Genomic DNA, 20061 nt, shown 5'->3' with positions numbered 1-20061 from the left:
TTATTGTTCGAGAGTGGCTGTCATGGAACCTTTCGATGTTCCCATCCGAGGATCGGGACCATAGTTTAAGATTCGTTCGTGGACAAATTCTGCATGTTCCAACTCGCCAAAAAAGACGATGGTTTTTTTTCTCGTATCCACTTCGACTGCATGTTGGAAGGCCTTTTCCCAAGGCATTTGGCAAACATCCATTAACATTTCAATCACATACTCGTATGTGTGAAAGTCATCATCCCAAAGAACCACCTTCCAAGGCCCATCACTCAGACGGGGCTTTCGTTCGGTTTCTTCTAAAATGGAAGGTTGGGATGCGCCCATGTTGGTCATAACCCAACCATAACCTTATTTTTTCTTTTTGGAAATAGCGATTTCTGCGTGGGAAACTACATCTTTTGCACGGAGACCGAAGTAGTCGAGTAGACCACTCCAAGTTCCTGATTTTCCAAAACTATCTTTCATTCCCACTTTGATCACAGGAACAGGATATTCTTCAGATAGAAGTTCCGAAACAGCAGAACCAAGTCCACCCACCACATTGTGTTCTTCACAAGTGACAATGGCACCACATTCTTTTGCTTTGGCGATGATCGCATCTTTGTCCAAAGGTTTGATGGTGGCCATATTGAGAAGGCTTGCATTGATTCCTTTTTCTTTGAGTAGCCCCACAGCTGTCATGGCTTCGTTCACCATCACACCGTTGGCTATGATACAAACATCTTTTCCTTCGGAGATCACTTCGGCTTTTCCAATTTGGAATTTGTAGTTTTCTCTTTCGATGACAGGAATGGCTGGTCGGCCAACCCTTACATACACAGGGCCTTTGTAATCGGCGATGGCATGGATGACTTGTTTTGTTTCGTTAAAATCAGAAGGGCAAATGACGGTCATTTCAGGAATGACACGCATAATAGCAAAATCTTCGATACATTGGTGAGATGCACCGTCTTCTCCCACAGTGATTCCACCGTGAGAAGCCACAAGTTTTACGTTTAACTTTGGATAGACGACACTGTTTCGGACCACTTCCCAAGCTCTACCAGATAAAAACATGGCAAAACTGGAGGCAAAAGGCACAAACCCAGAAAGGGCAAGTCCTGCCGCATGACCAACTAAGTTTTGTTCAGCGACACCTACGTTAAAAAAACGTTCAGGATACTTTTTTTTGAAATCCGCAGTTTTAGTGGAACCAGAGAGATCCGCATCTAAAACTACTATATCTTGTCTAGATGCACCTAACTCAACCAAGGCTTCGCCGTAGGCATCTCTCGTTGCTTTTTTATCTGCTGTGGATTGGCTAGGTGCTCCCATACTTATCCTTTTTTTAAAGCTTCTGCTTTATCAGTTTTTTCCCAAGTAAATGTATTACCTGTTCTACCAAAGTGACCATAAGCCGCAGTTTCTTGGTATTTTCTTCCTTTTCCAAGAAGATCCAAACCATCTACGATTCCTTTTGGAGTGAGTTTGAAATTTGCTAAAACTCGTTTTGCAATTTCTTCATCAGAAATGGTTCCTGTTCCGAATGTATCCACAAGTACAGATACTGGTTCAGCAACACCAATTGCGTAAGCAAGTTGTACTTCACATTTATGAGCAAGACCTGCTGCCACAACGTTTTTCGCAATATAACGGCCGATATACGCAGCAGAACGGTCTACTTTTGATGGATCTTTTCCAGAGAATGCTCCACCACCGTGACGACCCATTCCACCGTAAGTGTCTACGATGATCTTACGTCCAGTAAGACCTGTATCACCATGTGGCCCACCAATTTCAAATTTACCAGTAGGGTTAATAAAATAACGAGTGTTTGTAAGAAGTTCTTTTGGAATCATTTTTTTGATACATTCTTCAATCACAGCTTCTTCGATTTGTTTATGAGTGACACCTGGTTTGTGTTGAGTGGAGATCACAACAGTATCAACTTTCTTTGGTTTTCCATCTTCGTATTGGATGGTAACTTGTGATTTTGCATCAGGACGTAACCAGTCGATTTTTCCAGTGTGGCGAAGCTCTGATAAATGTTCTAAAAGTTTGTGTGAGTAATAAAGAGGAGCAGGCATAAGCTCAGGAGTTTCTGCAATCGCAAAACCAAACATAAGACCTTGGTCACCAGCACCTTGTTCTGTATGAAGTCCCTCTCCTTCATTTACCCCTTGGGCAATGTCTGGAGACTGAGCATGTACGTGGGATGCAACAACAGCAAAGTCTGCATCAAAGTACATATTGATATCGTTATAACCGATTTTACGGATCACGTCACGGGCCACTTCTTGAGTGTCCACTTTTCCTTTACTTGTGATCTCTCCTGCGATGACAACGAGGTTTGTCGTCACAAGAGTTTCACAAGCAACACGGGATTTTGGATCTTGGGCTAAATACGCATCGAGAATGGCATCGGAAATTTGGTCGCAGACTTTGTCTGGGTGTCCTTCAGATACGGACTCGGAAGTGAAGATATAGTTTTTGAGAGATGACATTTTTTTACCTTACTTGGTTAAAATTTAGAGTTTAGGCGGTACGTCAATAGAATTGTCAGGGAAGAGCCCTCGCACATAAGATTCCAAGATTTCTGCATTTTTTCCCATGGCAATTTCCAATTTTTTGGCATATTCATCCATTTGGCTCTCCGAGAGACCTTTGGGAACAAAGAAAGGTTCCCCGTATTGAATGAAAAGACGCGCTCCAAATTTAGGAAAAAAATGCCGATCCCAACTTTTAAAAGTATAGGCTCTGTCATAACAAGAATGCAAATATAGGATGGGAAATCCAGTCAGAGAGGCCGTCACGATGACACCTGGTTTCACTTCCCGCCTTGGGCCCTTCGGACCATCGACAGTAAAAATCGGTACGGCACCTTGTTTCATCTCTTTTAAGATATTACGAAATGCACCCGTCCCTCCTCTTGTGGAAGAACCCCGAACGGAACGCAGTCCTGACCGAGCAAAGGTTTGGTGGATGATCTCTCCATCTTTCGATTGCGACACAAGTGCCACCATATCAGCTTTTTTCTTTCGTTTCAAATACTGGGTCGCATGCCGGTACAAAGAGAGTGTAGTTTCATGAAACACTGCAATGATATAACCTGAGCCTTTTTCGATTACCTTTGCACTCTCATCTGGAATGATAAACTTTTGGTTGCGAACAAATAGATACCAAACTCTCACGATGAAGTGAACCACCCAACTGAGGATGATGTATTTGGTTTTGGAATAGGGTTTTTGTTTGTTGTCTGGAATCAAAAAGAATGGTCCTTACCGATCTCCCAAAGGACATCGTTTTCATAAACTTTCACTTGCGGGGTTGATCCTTGTTTTGGTTTATCATGTAACAAGGAATAGATCATAGATTTAGCAACATATTCACCAGGAATTGGTTTGAATTTTTTTAATCCTAAGAGGCCAAAAGGAATGATGTTTCCAAGAAACTCTCCAACTTTTTCTCCGATCCGAACTTCTTCTCTTTCTCCAATGAGAAGCGAAGGCCTAAAAATTCCAAGAAAGGGAAATTCTAACTTTCGAAGCTCTGTTTCTATCTCCCCTTTCACACGGTTATAAAAAATAGTCGAGTTCGCATCCGATCCCATGGCAGTAATGATATAAAACCCGGGAACATTTTTTTCTTTGGCTTGTTTGGCAGCAAGGAGCGGATATTCGTAATCAATTTCTTTGAACTTTTCCTGGCTTCCTGCTTTATTAATCGTTGTACCCAAACAACAAAATACGGCATCCAAACCATCTGGAAGGGAAACTTTTCCCGAACGAAAGTCCTCCCAACTAACTTTGACTACTTCGATAGGAACGTTAGGGTTGGAGGTCGACTGAGAATTTCTCGCCCAAACAATCACCTTTTTGATTTGTGGATAAAAAACAAGAGATATTAACACTTGTTTACCGATTAGACCGGTTCCACCAAGAAGTAAAATTTTCATTTGATCTCCAAACTACGTGCAAGCATGGAATCAGTAAGATTGAGTCTTTCCTGAAACTGGATTCCCGCAATATAATAAACTACATTTTTAATTTTAGAAGTTTGAGTCCACACCACCGTTCCTTCAAAAAACATCCGTTTGGTGCCTTTTGCCCAAACAATACTTCCTAAAACCTGGGACTCAATTTCGTCGCTGAGTAAGTCATCCTCACCCAAAAAACAAAGACCTTCTTCCGAAATATTCCCTAACTTTCCGAAAAGTGTAATACCTTCCAAATCCAATTGGACCTGAAACTCAGAAAAGTCTCCTGGAGATATTCTTGGAAGCCTTCGTTCACTTTCCATAGCAACAAGGTACAAGGATTCCTATTATTGGAAACGAAAAAAGCAAATTAGAACTGAAAGTAAATGAACGGAACGGAGTTTTCTGGTGTAGCTAAATTTAAGACAAGGAAAAGAATCGGATACAGGGCAAACTCCAAACTGGCGGGGATTTGTTTGCCTTTTCCCTTTTCAAAGATAAAATACCCTATGATATGGCCCAAATACAAAAAGCCAATGATCCAAAGGAAATCCTTCCACATATAAGGACGAATCTGTCCTGACTGGAAAGTGAAGATACCCTGGATGTGAATCCAAGCATTTTCCCAGGTTAGAGAACGAAAAAAAACTGCGCCCAAAAAGAAAATGGAGCTATTGAGAATATTCTGAAAGAGCCAAACAGGAACATTGTACCAATGTTTGGTCTCTGAGTCGTTCTTTTTGTCCGGGAACCATTCCTTCCAAACCTCTTCCAAAACATAAAAAACACCGTTGAGTGAACCCCAAAATACAAAAGTCCATTGGGCTCCGTGCCAAACACCACTCACAAACATGGTAAACCATAGGTTAAACTTTCGTCTTACGGATGTTACCCGACTTCCACCCATTGGAATATAAATATAATCACGTAACCAGGAATTTAAGGTCATATGCCAACGACGCCAAAATCCAGAGACAGATGTAGCAAGAAAAGGCAAATTGAAATTTGTAGGAAGTTTGTAACCAAGTAACATGGCACTTCCAATAGCCATATCAGAATACCCACTAAAATCCAAATACACTTGGATCCCACCGAGAGCTGCAGCAATTAACAATGCATAGGCGTGATGGCCGGCAGGGTCTGCATAAATGGCATCGATGGTTGGGGCTACCATATCGGAAAGGACAGCTTTTTTAAAATACCCTAACATAAAAAACCGAATGGCCACCCGAAACTCAATATCTTCCAGTTTTTTGGGACTGTACAATTGAGGCATAAAGGTTCGCGCTGTCACAATCGGGCCTGCGACCAACTGAGGGAAAAAACTCACAAACAAGGCAAACCGAATAAAATCCTTTTCGGCTGGAATTTCCTTTCTATAAACATCAATGGTGTAAGACAAAGATTGGAATGTAAAAAACGAAATCCCCGCTGGTAAAATTATTTTTAAAACAGGCAGAGCATCAGCACCAAACATAGGATTGGTGACTGAGTTGATCGAAGTCACAACAAAATTGTAATATTTAAAAAATCCTAAAATAAAAACTAAGTTTGTGATCAAACTGAAAAGCAAAAGATAGTATCTTACTTTTTCTCTCGATTCAGATGAAAGTCTCAGACCTACATAATAATCAATGGCTGTGGAAAGTAAAATGAGAGCACCAAAACGATAGTCCCAAGACATGTAAAAGAAATAACTACTAATGAGTAGGAATACATGTAAGATTCTTGTTTCTCTAGATTGATTCGAAAAAATTGCGGGGAATACGTACCAAACCGTAAAAAAAACGAAGAGAAAGAAGACAAAGTATTCAAAATCAGAAAAGATCAATGGGGTTTGCCTTCTATTCCGACCAGGCTCTTTGAAAAAATATGCCTGTCAATCATTTCGGCTTGCAGAGGATAAGAGAATCGCCTATGATATATCTCTAGTTTTTTCACAAAAACGAAGAGGTAAAAAATGAAAAAAATATTAAAAACAGCTCTCGTTGGACTTTTGTCCTTCGGTTTGTTGTCGAATTGTTTTGGAAAATTTGGAGCAGTAAAGGCAGTTTATTCTTTTAATGGAAACATCCAAATTGGAACAGGAAAACTTGCTGGTTTCTTTCGATCCCTTTTAATGATTTTCCCACTTTATTTCGCTTATGGAATTGGAAGTTTTTTAGACGTTGTTATTTTCAACCTCATTGAATTCTGGACTGATAAAAATCCAATTGCAATGGCTGAATATGACTTCGACGGAAAACTTGTAAAAGAATACTCACAAGATGGCCAAACCATCACTCTTACTTATACTGAATGGGGTAAAGTTTTGAAAATGGAAGCTCCTACTCAAAAAGGAACTGAAGCTGTGTATTTCCTAAAAGAAAAACCAGAAAAAGCATTCCGTTTGATCAATGGAAAGTATGTAGAAATCCTACAAACTAGCGGACCAATCCTTCCTCCTGCTGGCGTAAAACTCATCTAACTTCCGCATTGCCCCTAATTTTAGGGGCAATCTTTGTCCGATACTAAAAGTATATGAACCGCTTGTTTTTCTTATCCTTCCTTCTACTCCTATCATTGGGATGCGAAACTCCGCAACAGGTCATTACCCCAACTTTTCCCACACATTCGGAACAAATCAATTTAAACCGAATTAAGATGATCACCAAATCCGAAGCAGTACATTCAGAATCCAAAGAAGAAAAAAAACCTTTGGCGAAGGAGCCCGGGGTCAGTGTGGACTACTCGGAAAACAAAATCCCCTTCATCCAATTGGATTTATTTTTTGAAGATGCTGGGATTAGCATCATCGAAGAAATCATTGCTGGTACCATTTTAGATCACCATATCATCGTATTAAACCAAAAAGGTGAGATTATCGCCAAACAACCAGTCAACTTTCAAGCCTACGAAATCCTTGAAACCAAAACAGAAGTCATGCGAAACAAGGTCATTGTTGGAGAATCAAAAAAACCAGTTAAAGTAAATAGCACAACTCCTGAAACAAAAATCTCACGTGAGGCCATCGAAAGACAGTACACTGATCGGGATACAGTTCCACAAGTTTTGGAAATTTTAGATGGCAAAGTACCAAACCCAGGCGAATACATTAGCATCTATTTAGAATTAACCTTTGTCAATCCTCACTTAGAACCAAACTGCGAATCCTATTTTGGAAATTGTTTTGGTGCCAAACAAAAATTTTTTGAAGATGTCACTTTGCGAAACCGCAGGGAATTAGACATTCTACGAAATCGTTATGTGGAAGGAGAAGTGGCTCAATTTCCGAACCTAACCCCTACAGAACAATCCGAGTTTAAAACAAATATCAAATCCAAAATTGATTCCACAAACGGATTGTATGGTCCGAAACATGGATTCACAAAATTCTATTTTAGAGAATGGAACTTGGTTTCTTCCCCTAGATATTTTCGAATTGTATCCGTAAATAAAAATGGAAAACAGTTATCGCAAGAAGAACGTCATGAGGATAAAAAACAATCTGATGATTCCAATGGAAATTCTAAGTCAGAAGACGATTCTCATTCTATTTTTGATTCGCCAACTCACTCAAAACACAAAAAAAGAACCATACCAACCCCCTAACAGAAAATAACGGGTGAAGGCATTCCTATCACCCGCCATGTCTTCTTTAAGCGACCTTCTCTTCTTTTTTTCTTATACTGTCAAAGCGGACAGTTGAGGCAATGACTCGAAACTTAGATTTGTTTTCTCCATCAGAAGTTTTCCAGCGATTTTGTTTCAAATTTCCCATCACAGTGACCTTACTGCCTTTCTTTAGGTATTCAACACAGTTTTCCCCAAGTTTTTCCCAGGCTTCTACCTCAAAGAAAGAAACTTCTTCTTTGTCTTTTCCTTCTTGGTAATTGGAGGTGTGGTTGACAGCAACTGTGAAATTAGCCAAAGACTTTCCTCCTGTTATAGTTTTCTCCTCTGGATCAGCGGTGAGATTTCCGTCCAGAATGATGTACGATAGATTTTTCATTTGATTATCCTTAATTCAATTTTGATGGCCATCGGTAGGATGGGTTCTTTTTTGGTGAGATTGGTTTAAAAAAAAACGGATCAAACGAAATTAATAAAATCCGATTGTTCGCCCACATTTCGGATGGACAATCGAAAGGAATCAGAAAAAAATTTGTTTGTGGGACTGCCCGATTCCGAAATACTCCACCTTTTAACGACAATTAGCCGTGAATTGGTATGTTTGCATGAGCCTGACGGAACATATATTTATGTAAGTCCCAATTCGGAAAAAATCATTGGATACAAATCGGAAGAGCTGATCGGCAAAAATCCTTATGATTATTTTCATCCCGATGAAAAAAGACTCATCCAAGAAAGGTCTCACCAACCCCTACTCCGAGGTGAAGAAAATATCCACTCTACATTTCGTTTTTTACACAAAGATGGGCGTTACATTTGGCTACAATCAGACAATCGTTTAACGATCCATCCAACGACTGGAAAAAAATACCTTCATACATCCTCTAGAGATATTTCGGAAAAAATGGATACCGAAGCAAACTTGGCTCTTGCGGAAAGAAGATTCAAAACTCTGTTTCATGATTCACCCATAGGTTTGGTTCTTACTGGTGGACATGGTTATATCGATGAAACAAATGAAGCCTTTGCTAAGTTTTTAGGTTACCAAAGTTACGAAGTGGTTGGGAAACATTTTACCGAAATTAGTTCAGTTGACGAACTCGAAGAAAACTTAAAGTTCAGAGATGAGGTTCAAAAAGGAATCATCGATAACTATTCCATTGAAAAACAATACATTCATAAAACGGGAAAAAAAGTTTGGGCCTATCTCACTGTCACCGTACTCCGAGACGATTTGGGACACCCCATCCATTACCTAGCACAAATCATTGATATCAACGAAAGAAAAAAAAATGAAACTCTGCTCCGAGAAAAAAATGATCGCTTAAGGGCAGCAACTAATTCCTATTTAACGCAGAATAAACAACTACAAGCATACAACCAAATCATTTCTCATCATTTACGAGCACCCGTGAGTAATTTAAGAAGTCTTCTTGATTTGATGAAAGAATCGGACCAATTAAAAGAAGTGAAAGAAATCGAATCCCATTTAGAAAATGTTGCAGAAAATTTAGAAACTGTTCTTTCCGAACTTATCACCACATTAAAAATCCAAAATTCAGATCAGTTCCAACCGGAACCTGTCAACATTGAACAATCTTTTGACAAAGTACTCCGATTGTTGAACGGGGAAATCAAAAGCAAACAAGCGGAAATTCAATACAACTTTTCGAGTGCGAACACTGTATACTTTTCCAAGGATTTTTTAGAAACCATTTTCCTCCACCTCCTCAGTAACTCCCTTCGTTACGCTGATACGGACCGAAAGTTACGGATTTCTGTCGAATCTTTTCCCATCGGAGCACAAACCACAATTTCCTTTTCTGACAATGGGATTGGGATTGATTTAGAGCGGTACGGAGACCAAATTTTTCAGCTTAGGAAGACTTTTCATCGTCATATCAGTGGGAAGGGGCTGGGGTTATTTTTGATCAAATACAAAATGGAATCGATCGGAGGAAAGATTGAGGTGCGCTCTAAACCTGGAGAAGGAGCTACTTTTCTTATGTACTTTCCAGAAAGGAGTGATTCAGAATGACTCCTAAAATTTGCGTGATTGATGATGATACAATATATCAATTCACAACCAAAAAGATCATTTCCAATGCTGGAATCAAAGAAGATGTTTTATTGTTTTCTGATGCTGAAAATGCACTCGAGTTTTTCCATAAGGAATCTCAAAACAAAGACAAACTCCCTGACATTATTTTTCTAGATATCAATATGCCATTTATGGATGGTTGGCAATTTTTAGATGCCTATGGAAAGATTTCACCAACATTCCCCAAACCCATTGTCATCTTTCTTGTCAGTTCCTCCGTTGATGAAGCCGACACAGACCGTGCTGCCAAAATTCCCATGATCTCTGGATATATCTTCAAACCATTTACGAAAGAAAAACTTTTGGATTCTTTGGCCCACCTCCAATCTTAGCTTGTCATCTTTTTATTTTTGATATAGAAATGGACGCACCCCTTATGGATCAGATACTTACTTGGATAGAAGCCCATCCCCTCTCCTCCACTCTGATTGGATTGTTCGTATTTCTTGTACTTGTCTTCCTCCGAGACATCACTCAAAAAACGCACACGATTCAGAGGAACTTTCCCATTGTTGGTCGTCTCCGTTATTTTTTAGAAATGATTGGGCCGGAACTCAGACAGTATTGGGTGGCTCATGATAAAGAGGAACGTCCTTTTGATCGTACAGAAAGAAGTTGGATTTATGCCACAGCCAAAGGACAAAACAATAACTTTGGATTTGGAACTACAGAAATCCAATACGAACCTGGATATCCCATCATCAAACACAAAGCCTTCCCTTATCCAGAAGCAAAGGCTTATATCCACAACCAAGATCCAAGTTGTATTCCTTGTTTAAAGATCATTGGACCCAAACGAAAATTTCCATACAGACCATATTCCATTGTCAATATCTCTGCTATGTCTTTTGGTTCTCTTGGAAAAAATGCTGTTATGGCACTTAACAGAGGAGCAAGAGATTCCGGCGCCTATCAGAACACAGGTGAAGGGGGACTCAGCCACTACCATATGGAAGGAGCAGATATGGTTTGGCAAATTGGAACTGGTTACTTTGGCGCAAGGGACCATTCTGGAAAATTTAGTTTGGATGTCTTAAAGGAAAAAGTCGGCAAAAATCCTTGTATTAAGATGATCGAAATCAAATTATCTCAAGGCGCCAAACCAGGGAAAGGTGGAATTCTTCCTGCAAAAAAAGTAAACGCTGAAATTGCAGCCATTCGACATGTGGAAGAAGGAAAAGATTGTATCTCACCTAACTCACATAATGAATTTACAAATGTAAAAGAACTAATCCAGTTTATAGAAAAAATTGCATCCGGTACAGGTCTTCCTGTCGGAATCAAAAGTGCTGTTGGAGAAATTGAATTCTGGGAAGAACTTGCAAATGAAATGAAACAAAGTTCGTTAGGGCCTGACTTTATCACCATTGATGGTGGAGAAGGTGGAACAGGGGCCGCTCCTCTTACCTATGCCGACCATGTGTCTTTACCTTTTAAAATTGGATTCCAAAGAGTGTACACCCTCTTCCAAAAAGAGGGATTGTCCGAACAAATTGTTTGGATTGGATCCGGAAAACTCGGTTTTCCAGACCGAGCTGTGGTTGCGATTGCCATGGGTTGCGACCTTATCAATGTGGCAAGAGAAGCTATGTTGTCCATTGGTTGCATCCAAGCACAAAAATGCCATACTGACCATTGCCCCGCAGGGGTTGCCACCCAAAACTGGTGGTTACAACGAGGGGTGGACCCGGAAATCAAAGGGAAACGTGCAGCAAAGTACATCCAAGGATTTCGAAAAGAACTCTTAAGTTTGGCTCATTCTTGTGGTTATGAACACCCTGGACAATTCACTGGCCAAGACATAGAAATCAGTATGGGGATGAATCGATACCAAACCTTAGAGGGACTACTCGGTTACAAACGTGATGAAGTAAAATTTACAAAACTTCAGGACTACACTGTATTTCCGAAACGACAAGCCTAAATGAAGAAACTCTTTCTTTTTCTTATCTTATTCCAACTCGGTTGTCTTTCAGAGGAAAGGAATGTAAAAGCAGAAGCAGAGAAAGGATATTTAGACCTAAGCCGCCATTCCTTTGTGAACGAACCCTTTGTTGTTTTGAATGGGGAATGGAAATTCTTTTGGAACACGGCACCTACAGAAATAAAAGAAACCGATTCCGATTTATTCCTTGGCCTTCCGAAACATTGGAACGGATACAAAATGAATTATGGTTCCCTTGGTGGATTTGGACATGCTAGTTTTCGAATCAAATTAAAACTTGCAGACAACCAACAAGAGACCATGGCATTGACTGTCCCCGAACAGGACACTTCGTACGCTATTTATGCAAATGGAAAGTTTTTAGGTGGATCGGGTAAACCTGGACCCAATCCAAACGAATACATTCCACAAGTCAAATCCACTGTAGTCATATTACCAGAAACTTCAGATATCACTATCGATCTCTATGTTGCAAATTATGTACATAGAAAAGGAGGGATTTGGAACGATATTGTCATTTCCACTTACACTAAAGCAGAAAGTCGACTCACCAAACGAAAGATCAACGAAACCATGTTATCATCTGTTCTTGCTTTTGTTGGTTTTTTCTTTTTAGTTATGTATTTCTACAATCGCGATGGAAAACACACAATTGGTATCTTTTTGTTTTCATTGGCGGTATTACTTAGAACCATTTCAACGGGAGAACGAATTCTAATAGAATTTATAGATGTTCCCTATTGGATATTATTACGCTTGGAATACCTTTCTTGGTACTGGTCAGCACCTCTTTTATATCATTATTTTTATACCATTTTTCCCGAAGATTTTTCAAAACGAATGGGGACTTTCTTTTATACTCTATCCTCTATTTTAACCATTGGCCTTTTGTTACCGCCAGTTTATTTTACTGAAACTGCATCCATATATCCCATTGCATTTGTGGCAAATGGAATCATTATATTTATTTATTTGTATCGAGCTTATACAAAAAAAAGAATGGAATCCAAACCATTGTTATTCGGAATGCTTTTGGTTCTTGCTGCTGCTACCAATGATGTCCTACATGCCGAATCTTATATCCGTACGATGTATGTTGCACCCGCAAGTGTCGTAATATTCGTTTTTTTGCAAGTCATGACCTTTGGACGAAACGTTCGCCAAACTATGACAAAAACTCTAGAATTTGCTCAAGAACAGAAACAACTTAGTAATTCCTTCAGTCGTTTTGTTCCAACAGAATTTTTGTATCACTTAGGCAAATCCGATATCCGGTATGTAGACTTAGGTGACCAAGTACAAAAAAGAATGACCATTCTGTTTGCCGACATTCGATCTTTTACCGAATTTTCAGAAACACTTACACCAAAAGAAAACTTTGATTTTTTAAATAGTTACCTCCAAAGGGTTGGACCTATCATTCGACACAACAACGGGTTTATTGATAAATTTATTGGCGATGCGGTGATGGCACTATTTCCGTATGACATCAATGATGCGGTAAAAGCGGCGGTCGAAATGCAAGATGCCATTCGTATTTATAACGGACACAGAGCCAATTGTGGATACATCCCCATCGAAGTTGGAATTGGAATCCATACCGGAAATCTCACCTTAGGAATCTTAGGTGAACACAAAAGAATGGAAGGAACCGTTATCTCTGATGCAGTCAACCTCGCATCTCGCATAGAAGGAATTACTAAACTCTTTTCTTCTCGTATTGTCATCAGTGCAGATACTTTTATCGAAGCATCGGAAGGACTCGGATACCACTACCGATTGCTTGACCGAGTGGCAATCAAAGGAAAAACAGAATCCGTTTTCGTTGTAGAAGTTTTAGATGGATATGAACCAGACAAAGCATCAAGGCTTATCGCAATCAAAGACGAGTACACCTTGGCCCTGGATGCATTCCGCAGGGATGATTTTAAAGAAGCCATTGATGGGTTTTCTAAATTATTAGATAAAAACCCCGATGATTCGGTCTCGAGGTTATTTTTAGAACGTTGTCACGAATCCAAAGAAAGAACAAAGATGGAATTTGGATCTTAGTTCCTTTTTTGTTTCCATAAATACCCAAACCCCAATAAAAAACCAAAAACAACAACTCCAATTGCCAAATAAGGTTCTGCGAATGAAACCGATCCGCAAGCCACAATTCCCAATCCAAGGGCAATGCCAGGCAAAACAGGGTAAAAAGGAGCCTTGTACGGCCTTGGCATCAACGGTTCTTTTTTTCGCAAAACAAAATAAGAGATTAGGCTAAATAGATACATGCCACAAGCACCTAACGCAGATATAGTGATAAGTTCCGCAGTATCTAAAAAACTCATACAAAAAATCCCAAGAACTCCTCCACTTAATACAGCATTTTGTGGAACGAGGGAACCTTTGCTCAGCTTAGATAGATAATTGGGTAAATAACCTTCTTTGGCCATCGCATAAATCAGTCGAGAGTTTCCAAGTATGATTCCAAATAAAGAAGCAACCAATCCAAACAAACCGATAAAGGTAAACACAAAAGGCCAAATTTGATCTTTTCCGTATAACTTTTGTAATACATAAGATAAGGGATAATCCAATTCAGAGATTTCTTTTGTATCAACAACTGCTGCCGTAAATACGAAAATAAATCCCGCCAAACAAAGTAGAGTGAAGATTCCTGCAGTATATCCAATGGGTATATCTCTAGCCGGATTTCTCACTTCTTCTGCAGCCAAAGCCACTCCTTCCACAGCTAAAAAAAACCAAATGGCAAAAGGAATGGAAAGAAAAACAGAACTCCAAACAATCGAATGAACGTTTGGTAGATTGGGCAATTTTTCAAATGATACATGCGGTGTTAAAAATGCCAAATACAACAAAAGGCCAAATACTGCGACGAGGGTCACCAGAAGTTCAAATCGAGCTGTTTGTTTGATTCCGGTTAAGTTGATTAATAACAACAAACAGAACATAACGATACCAGCACCAAACGCAGGTATAATGGGGAATAGAAAATGAATGTATCCCCCGAGGGCCGAAGCAATGGCAGGTGGGGCTAACAAAAATTCAACAAGAACTAAATAACCTGTAATCAGTCCAAACAAATCTCCTAATGCCCGTTTTGCATAAGCAGATGGGCCACCTGATTGTGGAATGCTTGCCGCAAGTTCAGTAAAACATAGTGCAAAGAGTACGTAAAAAGTAGCCACAAGAACAACCGCAAAACCAAATTCCCAAAAACTTGCCTTGGACCATCCAAAGTTCCAACCAAAATAATCACCCGAAATGACAAGTCCTACAGCAATGCCCCATAAATGAACAGAATGTAGAACTTTATGCATTTTTTGATCTTCTTTCATCCCACCTGCTTGCTCCCAAGTCCTTCTTTGGTAAAAGGAAACATGTTGGAGACTCAATCACAATTAAACAATGCAATATACTAATTTATGGGCCGAACCTGAGGCAAGTTCTTTCAAACTCCGAATGGGGAATGTTTGGTGGCATTCCGATTCTTTCCAAATTGATCCCAATTTCTCGAAGTATTTCTGCTAAACGGGAAAATTCGGAATTGCAAATGATTCTAAATCCTAATAATATAGGGAAAATACTAGAACGGACCTTCACTATGCGAAACAAACACCTGACTCTCATTGTATTTATTTTTTGTATCATTTCCCCATTGGCTGCTGTACAAACAATTCTCTTGAAACAAGGAAAGTCCATTAAAGGTGTGATCACCAATCAGAATGTGGATAGTGTTGAAGTAGACACACAAAACGGAAAACATATGGTGATTTCCAAAAAAACCGTTCTAAAGATTATCTACAAAGACATTGCTGAATCTGAAGAAGAAATCATCCGTAGAGAAGAAGAAGAAAAAAGAAAATCCGAAAAAGAAAAAGCCATCGCCGCCAAACAAGAGGAGATTCGTAAACGCAGAGATGAATTGATGAGACAAGAATCGGAAAGAAAGGCGAACCAAGAAGGTGGTGAAGTGGTCACACATAGCTTACGTGATTCCTTCGTACTTGGATCTGTTGCCGATGGCAATATGATCACACTTGCACCTGATTCAGCAAAATGCCAAGCTTTCCAATCTTATCCAGAATACTTTTGGTTGTTTGGTGCTCTCCGTTTCAAAGAACCAAATTGGGATGTATTACTTCCTAAAGACAATCGTCCCGTTCGCATCAAACAAACATCCACTTGGGGAGACATGGCAATTACGCTCCTTGGTGGATTTCTGATCACAATCACACGCAAAACCATTGTCGTTGATGTTTGTGAAGGAAGCGGTTATCGTATGGTGTCTGACTCTGAAATCAAACGCATCAAAGATGAAGCTGTTGAACAAATCAAAACAGAACAAGAACTGAAAGAAGCAGAAGAAAAATACGAGTTAGAACAACTTGAAAAAGATTTAGAAACTTTGAAGAAGAAAAGATAATCGAACAGGTCGACTGAAATGAAATCTACTTACTTTCAAGTATTACAAGCAATGCGATTCAAAATGTCGACTGGATTGTTATTTCTATTGTTTTCTTTTTTTCAGAATTGTTATTTCAACCCAGTTGTGAATGGGATTTTGAATCCAGTAGAAAAGGAAGAGAATGGTTCCTTAGCTGCACTTGGGTTAGTTGGGATTGCAGCGGAAACTTCTGACCTACTCATCACCGGCCAAATCCGAGATCAAAATGGAGTTGCAATCTCTGGACTTGTTTTACTTCCATCTCTCCCTTCGTTTCAAGGTAAATTAGCTATGCCACCTTACACTACTGATTCAGGAGGGAGATTCTATTTACCATTTCAAACTGGTTCTACTAGTTACCAAGTTTTGCAAAACGGGAATCCATTTTTTACACTGATCCTGATGGTTACAAGCCCAACGGATATCGGCATAGGAACTAATGGAGCACCTTTAGGACTTGAAATTTCTAACCTAAATGCCGTGAGTGGGACAGAACCACCTAACTTTTTTGACTTAGTAAGGGTCTTTTATCTAGAAGGAGGAGTCACTGAAGTGAACATACACAATGCTAACTTGGGAAAATCTCCCAATCCTTTGGTTTTAGAATTCAGTGAACCTCCAGCGAGTGTTGATTCAGAAGATGTAAGTTGGATGCCTAATTCAGTATTGATTATACCTGCTACCAGTGTAGGTTACCTAAATCCTAGCGTATCAGGGAACCAGCTCATATTTAGTGGCGCGGAAGGATTTACACCTAATACTCAACATTTTATCGCATTCACTTCCAATATCAAATCTGCCACCGGAAAGTTATTATCTCCGCGTGCTGTTAGATTTTGTTATACGCCTTCAGTTAATTGTGTCTTTTATTAAGGGTTTTATCGTTAAGCAATTGGTATTTTCAACCATACCAACACCAAACTTTATCAATAAATTTCTTGCCAAACATTCAGGATTTTTATACAATTTGTCTCTTGGGTTCTGAAACCTAAGAGAGATTCCCATTTCCGAAACAATCCTTTCTTTTTCTGGAGAAATCATATGAAACCACGACCTAGTTTATCAACATTTTCGATGATTTTAGGTTTATGGATGGTGCTCGGGAATTGTTATTTCAATCCAGCGGTGCAATTGGTTGTGAATCCAGATATCACAGAAGAGACTAGCCCTGTCACTCTGCTCGGGGTAGCGTCAGTGCTTGCTGCGCCGAAAACCGTCCAAATCACTGGCCAGATCGTCGATGCAAATGGTGTAGCTGCAGTCGGAGCAACCATAACAATCATTAGTCGAACCAATCAATTAGATGGCCTCACGAATACAATGTTATTAAATGAAGGAGGAAGGTTTTATTTGATTTTAAGTACAGGAGAAACAAAGATTCGTGTGGACCAATCAGGTAGTGAGTTGTTTACGTTTACTATTTCGATTCCATTTCCTGGATCATCAATGATCACAAATAAGTCATTAAGTGGCCCAGACGTATTGAATGTAGAATTTTATGAAAAAGGAATCACACCGGCATATTTGGATATGATCAGTTCGAGCCCAAGCCAGAACGAAACTAGAATGTCAACACCAACAACTTTTACTTTTATTTTCACAGAAACCTTAGACAACTTAGTTTCAGACCAAGCAGCATGGATCGCTTCCAACATAATCACGAATCCACCTATATCATTTTATTCCACGATAGCGTTCAATACAAATCAGTTTTCAATTTCTTATTTTGACGGTATTAGCTCAGGGAATTACTATTCTATTTACCTAGGTTCAGGTATTAAATCACAATCTGGTAAGTCGCTTTCTCCTAGATTGATTAGTTTCTATTGCTCTGTTTGTCCTCCTCCATAGTATAAATTTGATTTTAATTTGCCTTCTATCGAAAATTCTTCGAATATACTGTAACTTCACTTCGCATACAATTCTATTTAACTTCTAAACACATACTTGACAACTCTACCAGTTTCGTTTAATTTCTCTAGATCGTGAAATTTCCACTTCGATCAAAAACCAATTTCTTTCCAAAATTCATTTTTTCTTTGCTCATTCCATTTCTTTTGGTCTCTCTTTGCTTTCAATGTTCCCCATCCAACGAGGAGCCCATCGACACACTTGTCGCCAAAGTCCCAAACCCCAAAACAGTTCGGAACAGTTGGGTAGAAGACAGCGCCGGTGTTTTAACAGACACTGCGTCCATTGACCAAATGATCAATGCTGAAGAAGCAAAATCTGGAGTAGAAATTGCAGTAGTGACTTTGCCAACCATCGGAAGTTATGTACCAAAAGACTTTGCTGTTGCACTTATCAATCACTGGAAAATTGGAAAAAAAGGAAAAGACAATGGAATCCTGATTTTACATGTCATCGACCAACGTCGTATAGAAATTGAAACTGGGTATGGGATGGAAGGTGACCTTCCTGATGTCACTATCAAACGAATCATCGATACATACACCATTCCTTCCTTTAAAGAAGATAACTTTCAAAAGGGACATGCGGACACAGTGTCTGCCATCATTAGTAAATTAAACCATCCTGAGTTGGCGGTAGAAGATTTAGTTTCGAATGGAGCGACAACCGACTATGTTACAGATGCCAGTACCTATCCTTCAAATAACGATACACCAAATGAATCCAAAAGAACGGACGAATATGATTACCAAGGCAAATCCTATTCACAACTAACAGATGATGAAAAAAGAATTTTAGAAGATACTGTTGACCGATACAATACCACGAATAATTATTTTTTAAACGATGAAGAATCAAGACTTTTAAACGAAAAATTTACCGAACTGGAAAGAATCGAAAAAGAAGAATCACTTCGTAATAAAAAATATTTTATATTAGGTTACCTTGCCCTTTTTGTATTTTTAAATTTATTCCAAAGGATTGTGGTTTGGTTCACACCTTCCCCTACAGCAAAGTATCATATTGTTCACAAAACTGATTTCATTTTGTTTTATGGAATTGTGATTAGTCCTGTCATCATTGCCATCACTCTCCTTTCTTTGGTTTTGGACGATGCGTTATTTCCCGTGTCTATCGTTCTTATCATTGCTAGTATCATTATATTTTTTATTTTTTGGGGCGACTTACGAATGCGTAAGTTAATGGAACGTTTGCAATCCATTCGAAATATTCCCAGAAAATGTAAAAAATGTGGAACTACAATGACAAAACTTTCTGAAGAAGCAGATAACAAACATTTGTCGGAAGGACAGGTATCTGAAGAAATTGTCAATTCGATTGATTATGATGTTTGGGTATGCCCAAGTTGCCATTCCAATGCCATTTTAAAATTTCCCAACATCAATCCAGAATACATTTACAAAGGAACTTCTTTTCCAAAAATTAAATCTTGTCCCGACTGTAAGTTTGAAACCTTTGTTTGTAAATCCAGCCGTATCCTTTCGGAAGCAACTTATAGCAGTTCCGGTAAAGTGGAAGTGAAACGAACTTGTGCCCATTGCAAACACAGTGCTACCGAATACGAAACCATTCCCAAAAAACAAAAGAGTAGCTCCGGCGGTTCCTCTGGCGGAGGAGGAGGTGGTGGTGGCGGAAGTTTTGGTGGAGGTTCCTCTGGCGGGGGCGGTAGCGGAGGCAGCTACTAAGGCGAAAGCCTAAATGGAAAAAATCTTTTACCATTACAACTGTTAGACATAAACCAGAAAACCGTTAGAATCGTTGGAAAATACTTTCCAGAACGTTTTTAGCGGTAAAAGTTCACTTTTTAGACAAACTAATGAAAATTAGTTGTCCGCATCCCAAGTTCAAACCCATATTATCATTTCCGAATATTATTTGGAAAATATGTTACAATGGCTTCCTGTTATGCGAAAAAAACTAACCCTATTCTGCTTTCTATTGATTTCCTATACTCATTGTGTAGGAATCTTTCCCACAGGCAGCAACCAAACTGACTTTAGTCTATTTGCTTTTCTATTTGGCCTTGTCGGTGGATCACCTACATCTTCCCAAAACCTGACCCCAGGTGC

General features: G+C 39.3%; 20 protein-coding genes. 11 read left to right on the top strand and 9 right to left on the bottom strand.

The window, feature by feature from the left end:
* The 7 genes from EHR01_RS09490 to EHR01_RS09460 are packed head-to-tail and all read right to left on the bottom strand — an operon-like array spanning position 1 to position 5780.
* Positions 1-327, bottom strand: a complete 327-nt coding sequence (locus tag EHR01_RS09490; protein WP_135694557.1) for an ATP-dependent Clp protease adaptor ClpS — start codon at positions 325-327, stop codon at positions 1-3.
* A gap of 15 nt (positions 328-342) precedes the next feature.
* On the bottom strand, positions 343-1308 hold the full coding sequence (locus tag EHR01_RS09485) for a transketolase family protein (protein ID WP_135694556.1): 966 nt from the start codon (positions 1306-1308) through the stop codon (positions 343-345).
* Between the two features lie 2 nt (positions 1309-1310).
* Positions 1311-2477 carry a methionine adenosyltransferase gene (gene metK / locus EHR01_RS09480; RefSeq protein WP_135694555.1) on the bottom strand — a complete coding sequence of 389 codons (1167 nt, stop codon included), beginning with the start codon at positions 2475-2477 and terminating at the stop codon, positions 1311-1313.
* A gap of 24 nt (positions 2478-2501) precedes the next feature.
* The gene (locus tag EHR01_RS09475) at positions 2502-3239 is read right to left on the bottom strand and encodes a lysophospholipid acyltransferase family protein (protein ID WP_135694554.1); all 738 of its coding nucleotides are present in this window, start codon (positions 3237-3239) and stop codon (positions 2502-2504) included.
* Complete coding sequence (locus tag EHR01_RS09470; RefSeq protein ID WP_135694553.1) at positions 3236-3928, bottom strand: Rossmann-fold NAD(P)-binding domain-containing protein; 693 nt, start codon at positions 3926-3928, stop codon at positions 3236-3238. The genes EHR01_RS09475 and EHR01_RS09470 overlap by 4 nt, the downstream gene beginning before the upstream one ends.
* The gene (locus EHR01_RS09465) at positions 3925-4287 is read right to left on the bottom strand and encodes a PilZ domain-containing protein (protein ID WP_135694552.1); all 363 of its coding nucleotides are present in this window, start codon (positions 4285-4287) and stop codon (positions 3925-3927) included. The genes EHR01_RS09470 and EHR01_RS09465 overlap by 4 nt, the downstream gene beginning before the upstream one ends.
* A 32-nt stretch (positions 4288-4319) precedes the next feature.
* On the bottom strand, positions 4320-5780 hold the full coding sequence (locus tag EHR01_RS09460; RefSeq protein WP_135694551.1) for an MBOAT family O-acyltransferase: 1461 nt from the start codon (positions 5778-5780) through the stop codon (positions 4320-4322).
* 129 nt (positions 5781-5909) lie between these two features.
* Here EHR01_RS09460 and EHR01_RS09455 point away from each other — a divergent pair, with 129 nt between their 5' ends.
* Together EHR01_RS09455 and EHR01_RS09450 are read left to right on the top strand one after the other, a co-directional pair.
* Positions 5910-6416: a DUF3332 family protein gene (locus EHR01_RS09455; protein WP_135694550.1), complete on the top strand. Its 507-nt coding sequence runs from the start codon at positions 5910-5912 to the stop codon at positions 6414-6416.
* Between the two features lie 53 nt (positions 6417-6469).
* Positions 6470-7540 (top strand): hypothetical protein, encoded by a 1071-nt coding sequence (locus tag EHR01_RS09450; protein ID WP_135694549.1) that lies wholly within the window; start codon positions 6470-6472, stop codon positions 7538-7540.
* 46 nt (positions 7541-7586) lie between these two features.
* Here the strand turns inward: EHR01_RS09450 and EHR01_RS09445 are convergent, their stop codons facing one another.
* Entirely contained in the window at positions 7587-7940 is a 354-nt protein-coding gene (locus EHR01_RS09445) for a single-stranded DNA-binding protein (RefSeq protein WP_135694548.1), read from the bottom strand.
* A 123-nt stretch (positions 7941-8063) separates the two neighbouring features.
* Here EHR01_RS09445 and EHR01_RS09440 point away from each other — a divergent pair, with 123 nt between their 5' ends.
* The 4 genes from EHR01_RS09440 to EHR01_RS09425 are packed head-to-tail and all read left to right on the top strand — an operon-like array spanning position 8064 to position 13659.
* Positions 8064-9599 (top strand): sensor histidine kinase, encoded by a 1536-nt coding sequence (locus EHR01_RS09440; RefSeq protein ID WP_135694547.1) that lies wholly within the window; start codon positions 8064-8066, stop codon positions 9597-9599.
* Positions 9596-9994 carry a response regulator gene (locus EHR01_RS09435; RefSeq protein WP_135694546.1) on the top strand — a complete coding sequence of 133 codons (399 nt, stop codon included), beginning with the start codon at positions 9596-9598 and terminating at the stop codon, positions 9992-9994. Before EHR01_RS09440 ends, EHR01_RS09435 begins: the two co-directional genes overlap by 4 nt.
* 29 nt (positions 9995-10023) lie before the next feature.
* Positions 10024-11586, top strand: coding sequence for an FMN-binding glutamate synthase family protein (locus tag EHR01_RS09430; protein ID WP_135694545.1), 1563 nt, complete (start codon positions 10024-10026; stop codon positions 11584-11586).
* Complete coding sequence (locus tag EHR01_RS09425; protein WP_135694544.1) at positions 11587-13659, top strand: adenylate/guanylate cyclase domain-containing protein; 2073 nt, start codon at positions 11587-11589, stop codon at positions 13657-13659.
* Here EHR01_RS09425 and eat read toward each other — a convergent pair.
* The gene (gene eat / locus EHR01_RS09420) at positions 13656-14951 is read right to left on the bottom strand and encodes an ethanolamine permease (protein ID WP_135694543.1); all 1296 of its coding nucleotides are present in this window, start codon (positions 14949-14951) and stop codon (positions 13656-13658) included. The two genes, EHR01_RS09425 and eat, sit on opposite strands and share 4 nt — an antisense overlap.
* Positions 14952-15166: 215 nt before the next feature.
* Between eat and EHR01_RS09415 the strand changes: the two genes are divergently transcribed.
* The 5 genes from EHR01_RS09415 to EHR01_RS19250 all read left to right on the top strand — a co-directional run.
* Positions 15167-16039, top strand: coding sequence for an LA_0442/LA_0875 N-terminal domain-containing protein (locus tag EHR01_RS09415; protein WP_244310046.1), 873 nt, complete (start codon positions 15167-15169; stop codon positions 16037-16039).
* Between the two features lie 18 nt (positions 16040-16057).
* Positions 16058-16933 (top strand): hypothetical protein, encoded by an 876-nt coding sequence (locus EHR01_RS09410; protein WP_244310045.1) that lies wholly within the window; start codon positions 16058-16060, stop codon positions 16931-16933.
* Positions 16934-17101: 168 nt separating this feature from the next.
* On the top strand, positions 17102-17911 hold the full coding sequence (locus EHR01_RS09405) for a carboxypeptidase-like regulatory domain-containing protein (RefSeq protein WP_135694541.1): 810 nt from the start codon (positions 17102-17104) through the stop codon (positions 17909-17911).
* Positions 17912-18090: 179 nt separating this feature from the next.
* Positions 18091-19677: a TPM domain-containing protein gene (locus tag EHR01_RS09400; RefSeq protein WP_425269982.1), complete on the top strand. Its 1587-nt coding sequence runs from the start codon at positions 18091-18093 to the stop codon at positions 19675-19677.
* A 142-nt stretch (positions 19678-19819) separates the two neighbouring features.
* Positions 19820-20061, top strand: a 242-nt coding sequence (locus tag EHR01_RS19250) for a hypothetical protein (RefSeq protein WP_208721759.1), incomplete at its 3' end; no start/stop codon positions are given.

Origin of the sequence: Leptospira mtsangambouensis (assembly GCF_004770475.1) — a bacterium.
GTDB classification, from domain to species: domain Bacteria; phylum Spirochaetota; class Leptospiria; order Leptospirales; family Leptospiraceae; genus Leptospira_A; species Leptospira_A mtsangambouensis.
The sequence above is the reverse complement of the archived record's forward strand: the minus strand, read 5'-3'. Positions and strand labels throughout refer to the sequence as shown.

Coding starts and splice junctions, on each gene's coding strand:
- EHR01_RS09490 (WP_135694557.1), bottom strand. CDS start 327: ATGACCAACATGGGCGCATCCCAACCTTCCATTTTAGAAGAAACCGAA.
- EHR01_RS09485 (WP_135694556.1), bottom strand. CDS start 1,308: ATGGGAGCACCTAGCCAATCCACAGCAGATAAAAAAGCAACGAGAGAT.
- metK (WP_135694555.1), bottom strand. CDS start 2,477: ATGTCATCTCTCAAAAACTATATCTTCACTTCCGAGTCCGTATCTGAA.
- EHR01_RS09470 (WP_135694553.1), bottom strand. CDS start 3,928: ATGAAAATTTTACTTCTTGGTGGAACCGGTCTAATCGGTAAACAAGTG.
- EHR01_RS09455 (WP_135694550.1), top strand. CDS start 5,910: ATGAAAAAAATATTAAAAACAGCTCTCGTTGGACTTTTGTCCTTCGGT.
- EHR01_RS09450 (WP_135694549.1), top strand. CDS start 6,470: ATGAACCGCTTGTTTTTCTTATCCTTCCTTCTACTCCTATCATTGGGA.
- EHR01_RS09445 (WP_135694548.1), bottom strand. CDS start 7,940: ATGAAAAATCTATCGTACATCATTCTGGACGGAAATCTCACCGCTGAT.
- EHR01_RS09440 (WP_135694547.1), top strand. CDS start 8,064: ATGGACAATCGAAAGGAATCAGAAAAAAATTTGTTTGTGGGACTGCCC.
- EHR01_RS09435 (WP_135694546.1), top strand. CDS start 9,596: ATGACTCCTAAAATTTGCGTGATTGATGATGATACAATATATCAATTC.
- EHR01_RS09430 (WP_135694545.1), top strand. CDS start 10,024: ATGGACGCACCCCTTATGGATCAGATACTTACTTGGATAGAAGCCCAT.
- EHR01_RS09425 (WP_135694544.1), top strand. CDS start 11,587: ATGAAGAAACTCTTTCTTTTTCTTATCTTATTCCAACTCGGTTGTCTT.
- eat (WP_135694543.1), bottom strand. CDS start 14,951: ATGAAAGAAGATCAAAAAATGCATAAAGTTCTACATTCTGTTCATTTA.
- EHR01_RS09415 (WP_244310046.1), top strand. CDS start 15,167: ATGATTCTAAATCCTAATAATATAGGGAAAATACTAGAACGGACCTTC.
- EHR01_RS09410 (WP_244310045.1), top strand. CDS start 16,058: ATGAAATCTACTTACTTTCAAGTATTACAAGCAATGCGATTCAAAATG.
- EHR01_RS09405 (WP_135694541.1), top strand. CDS start 17,102: ATGAAACCACGACCTAGTTTATCAACATTTTCGATGATTTTAGGTTTA.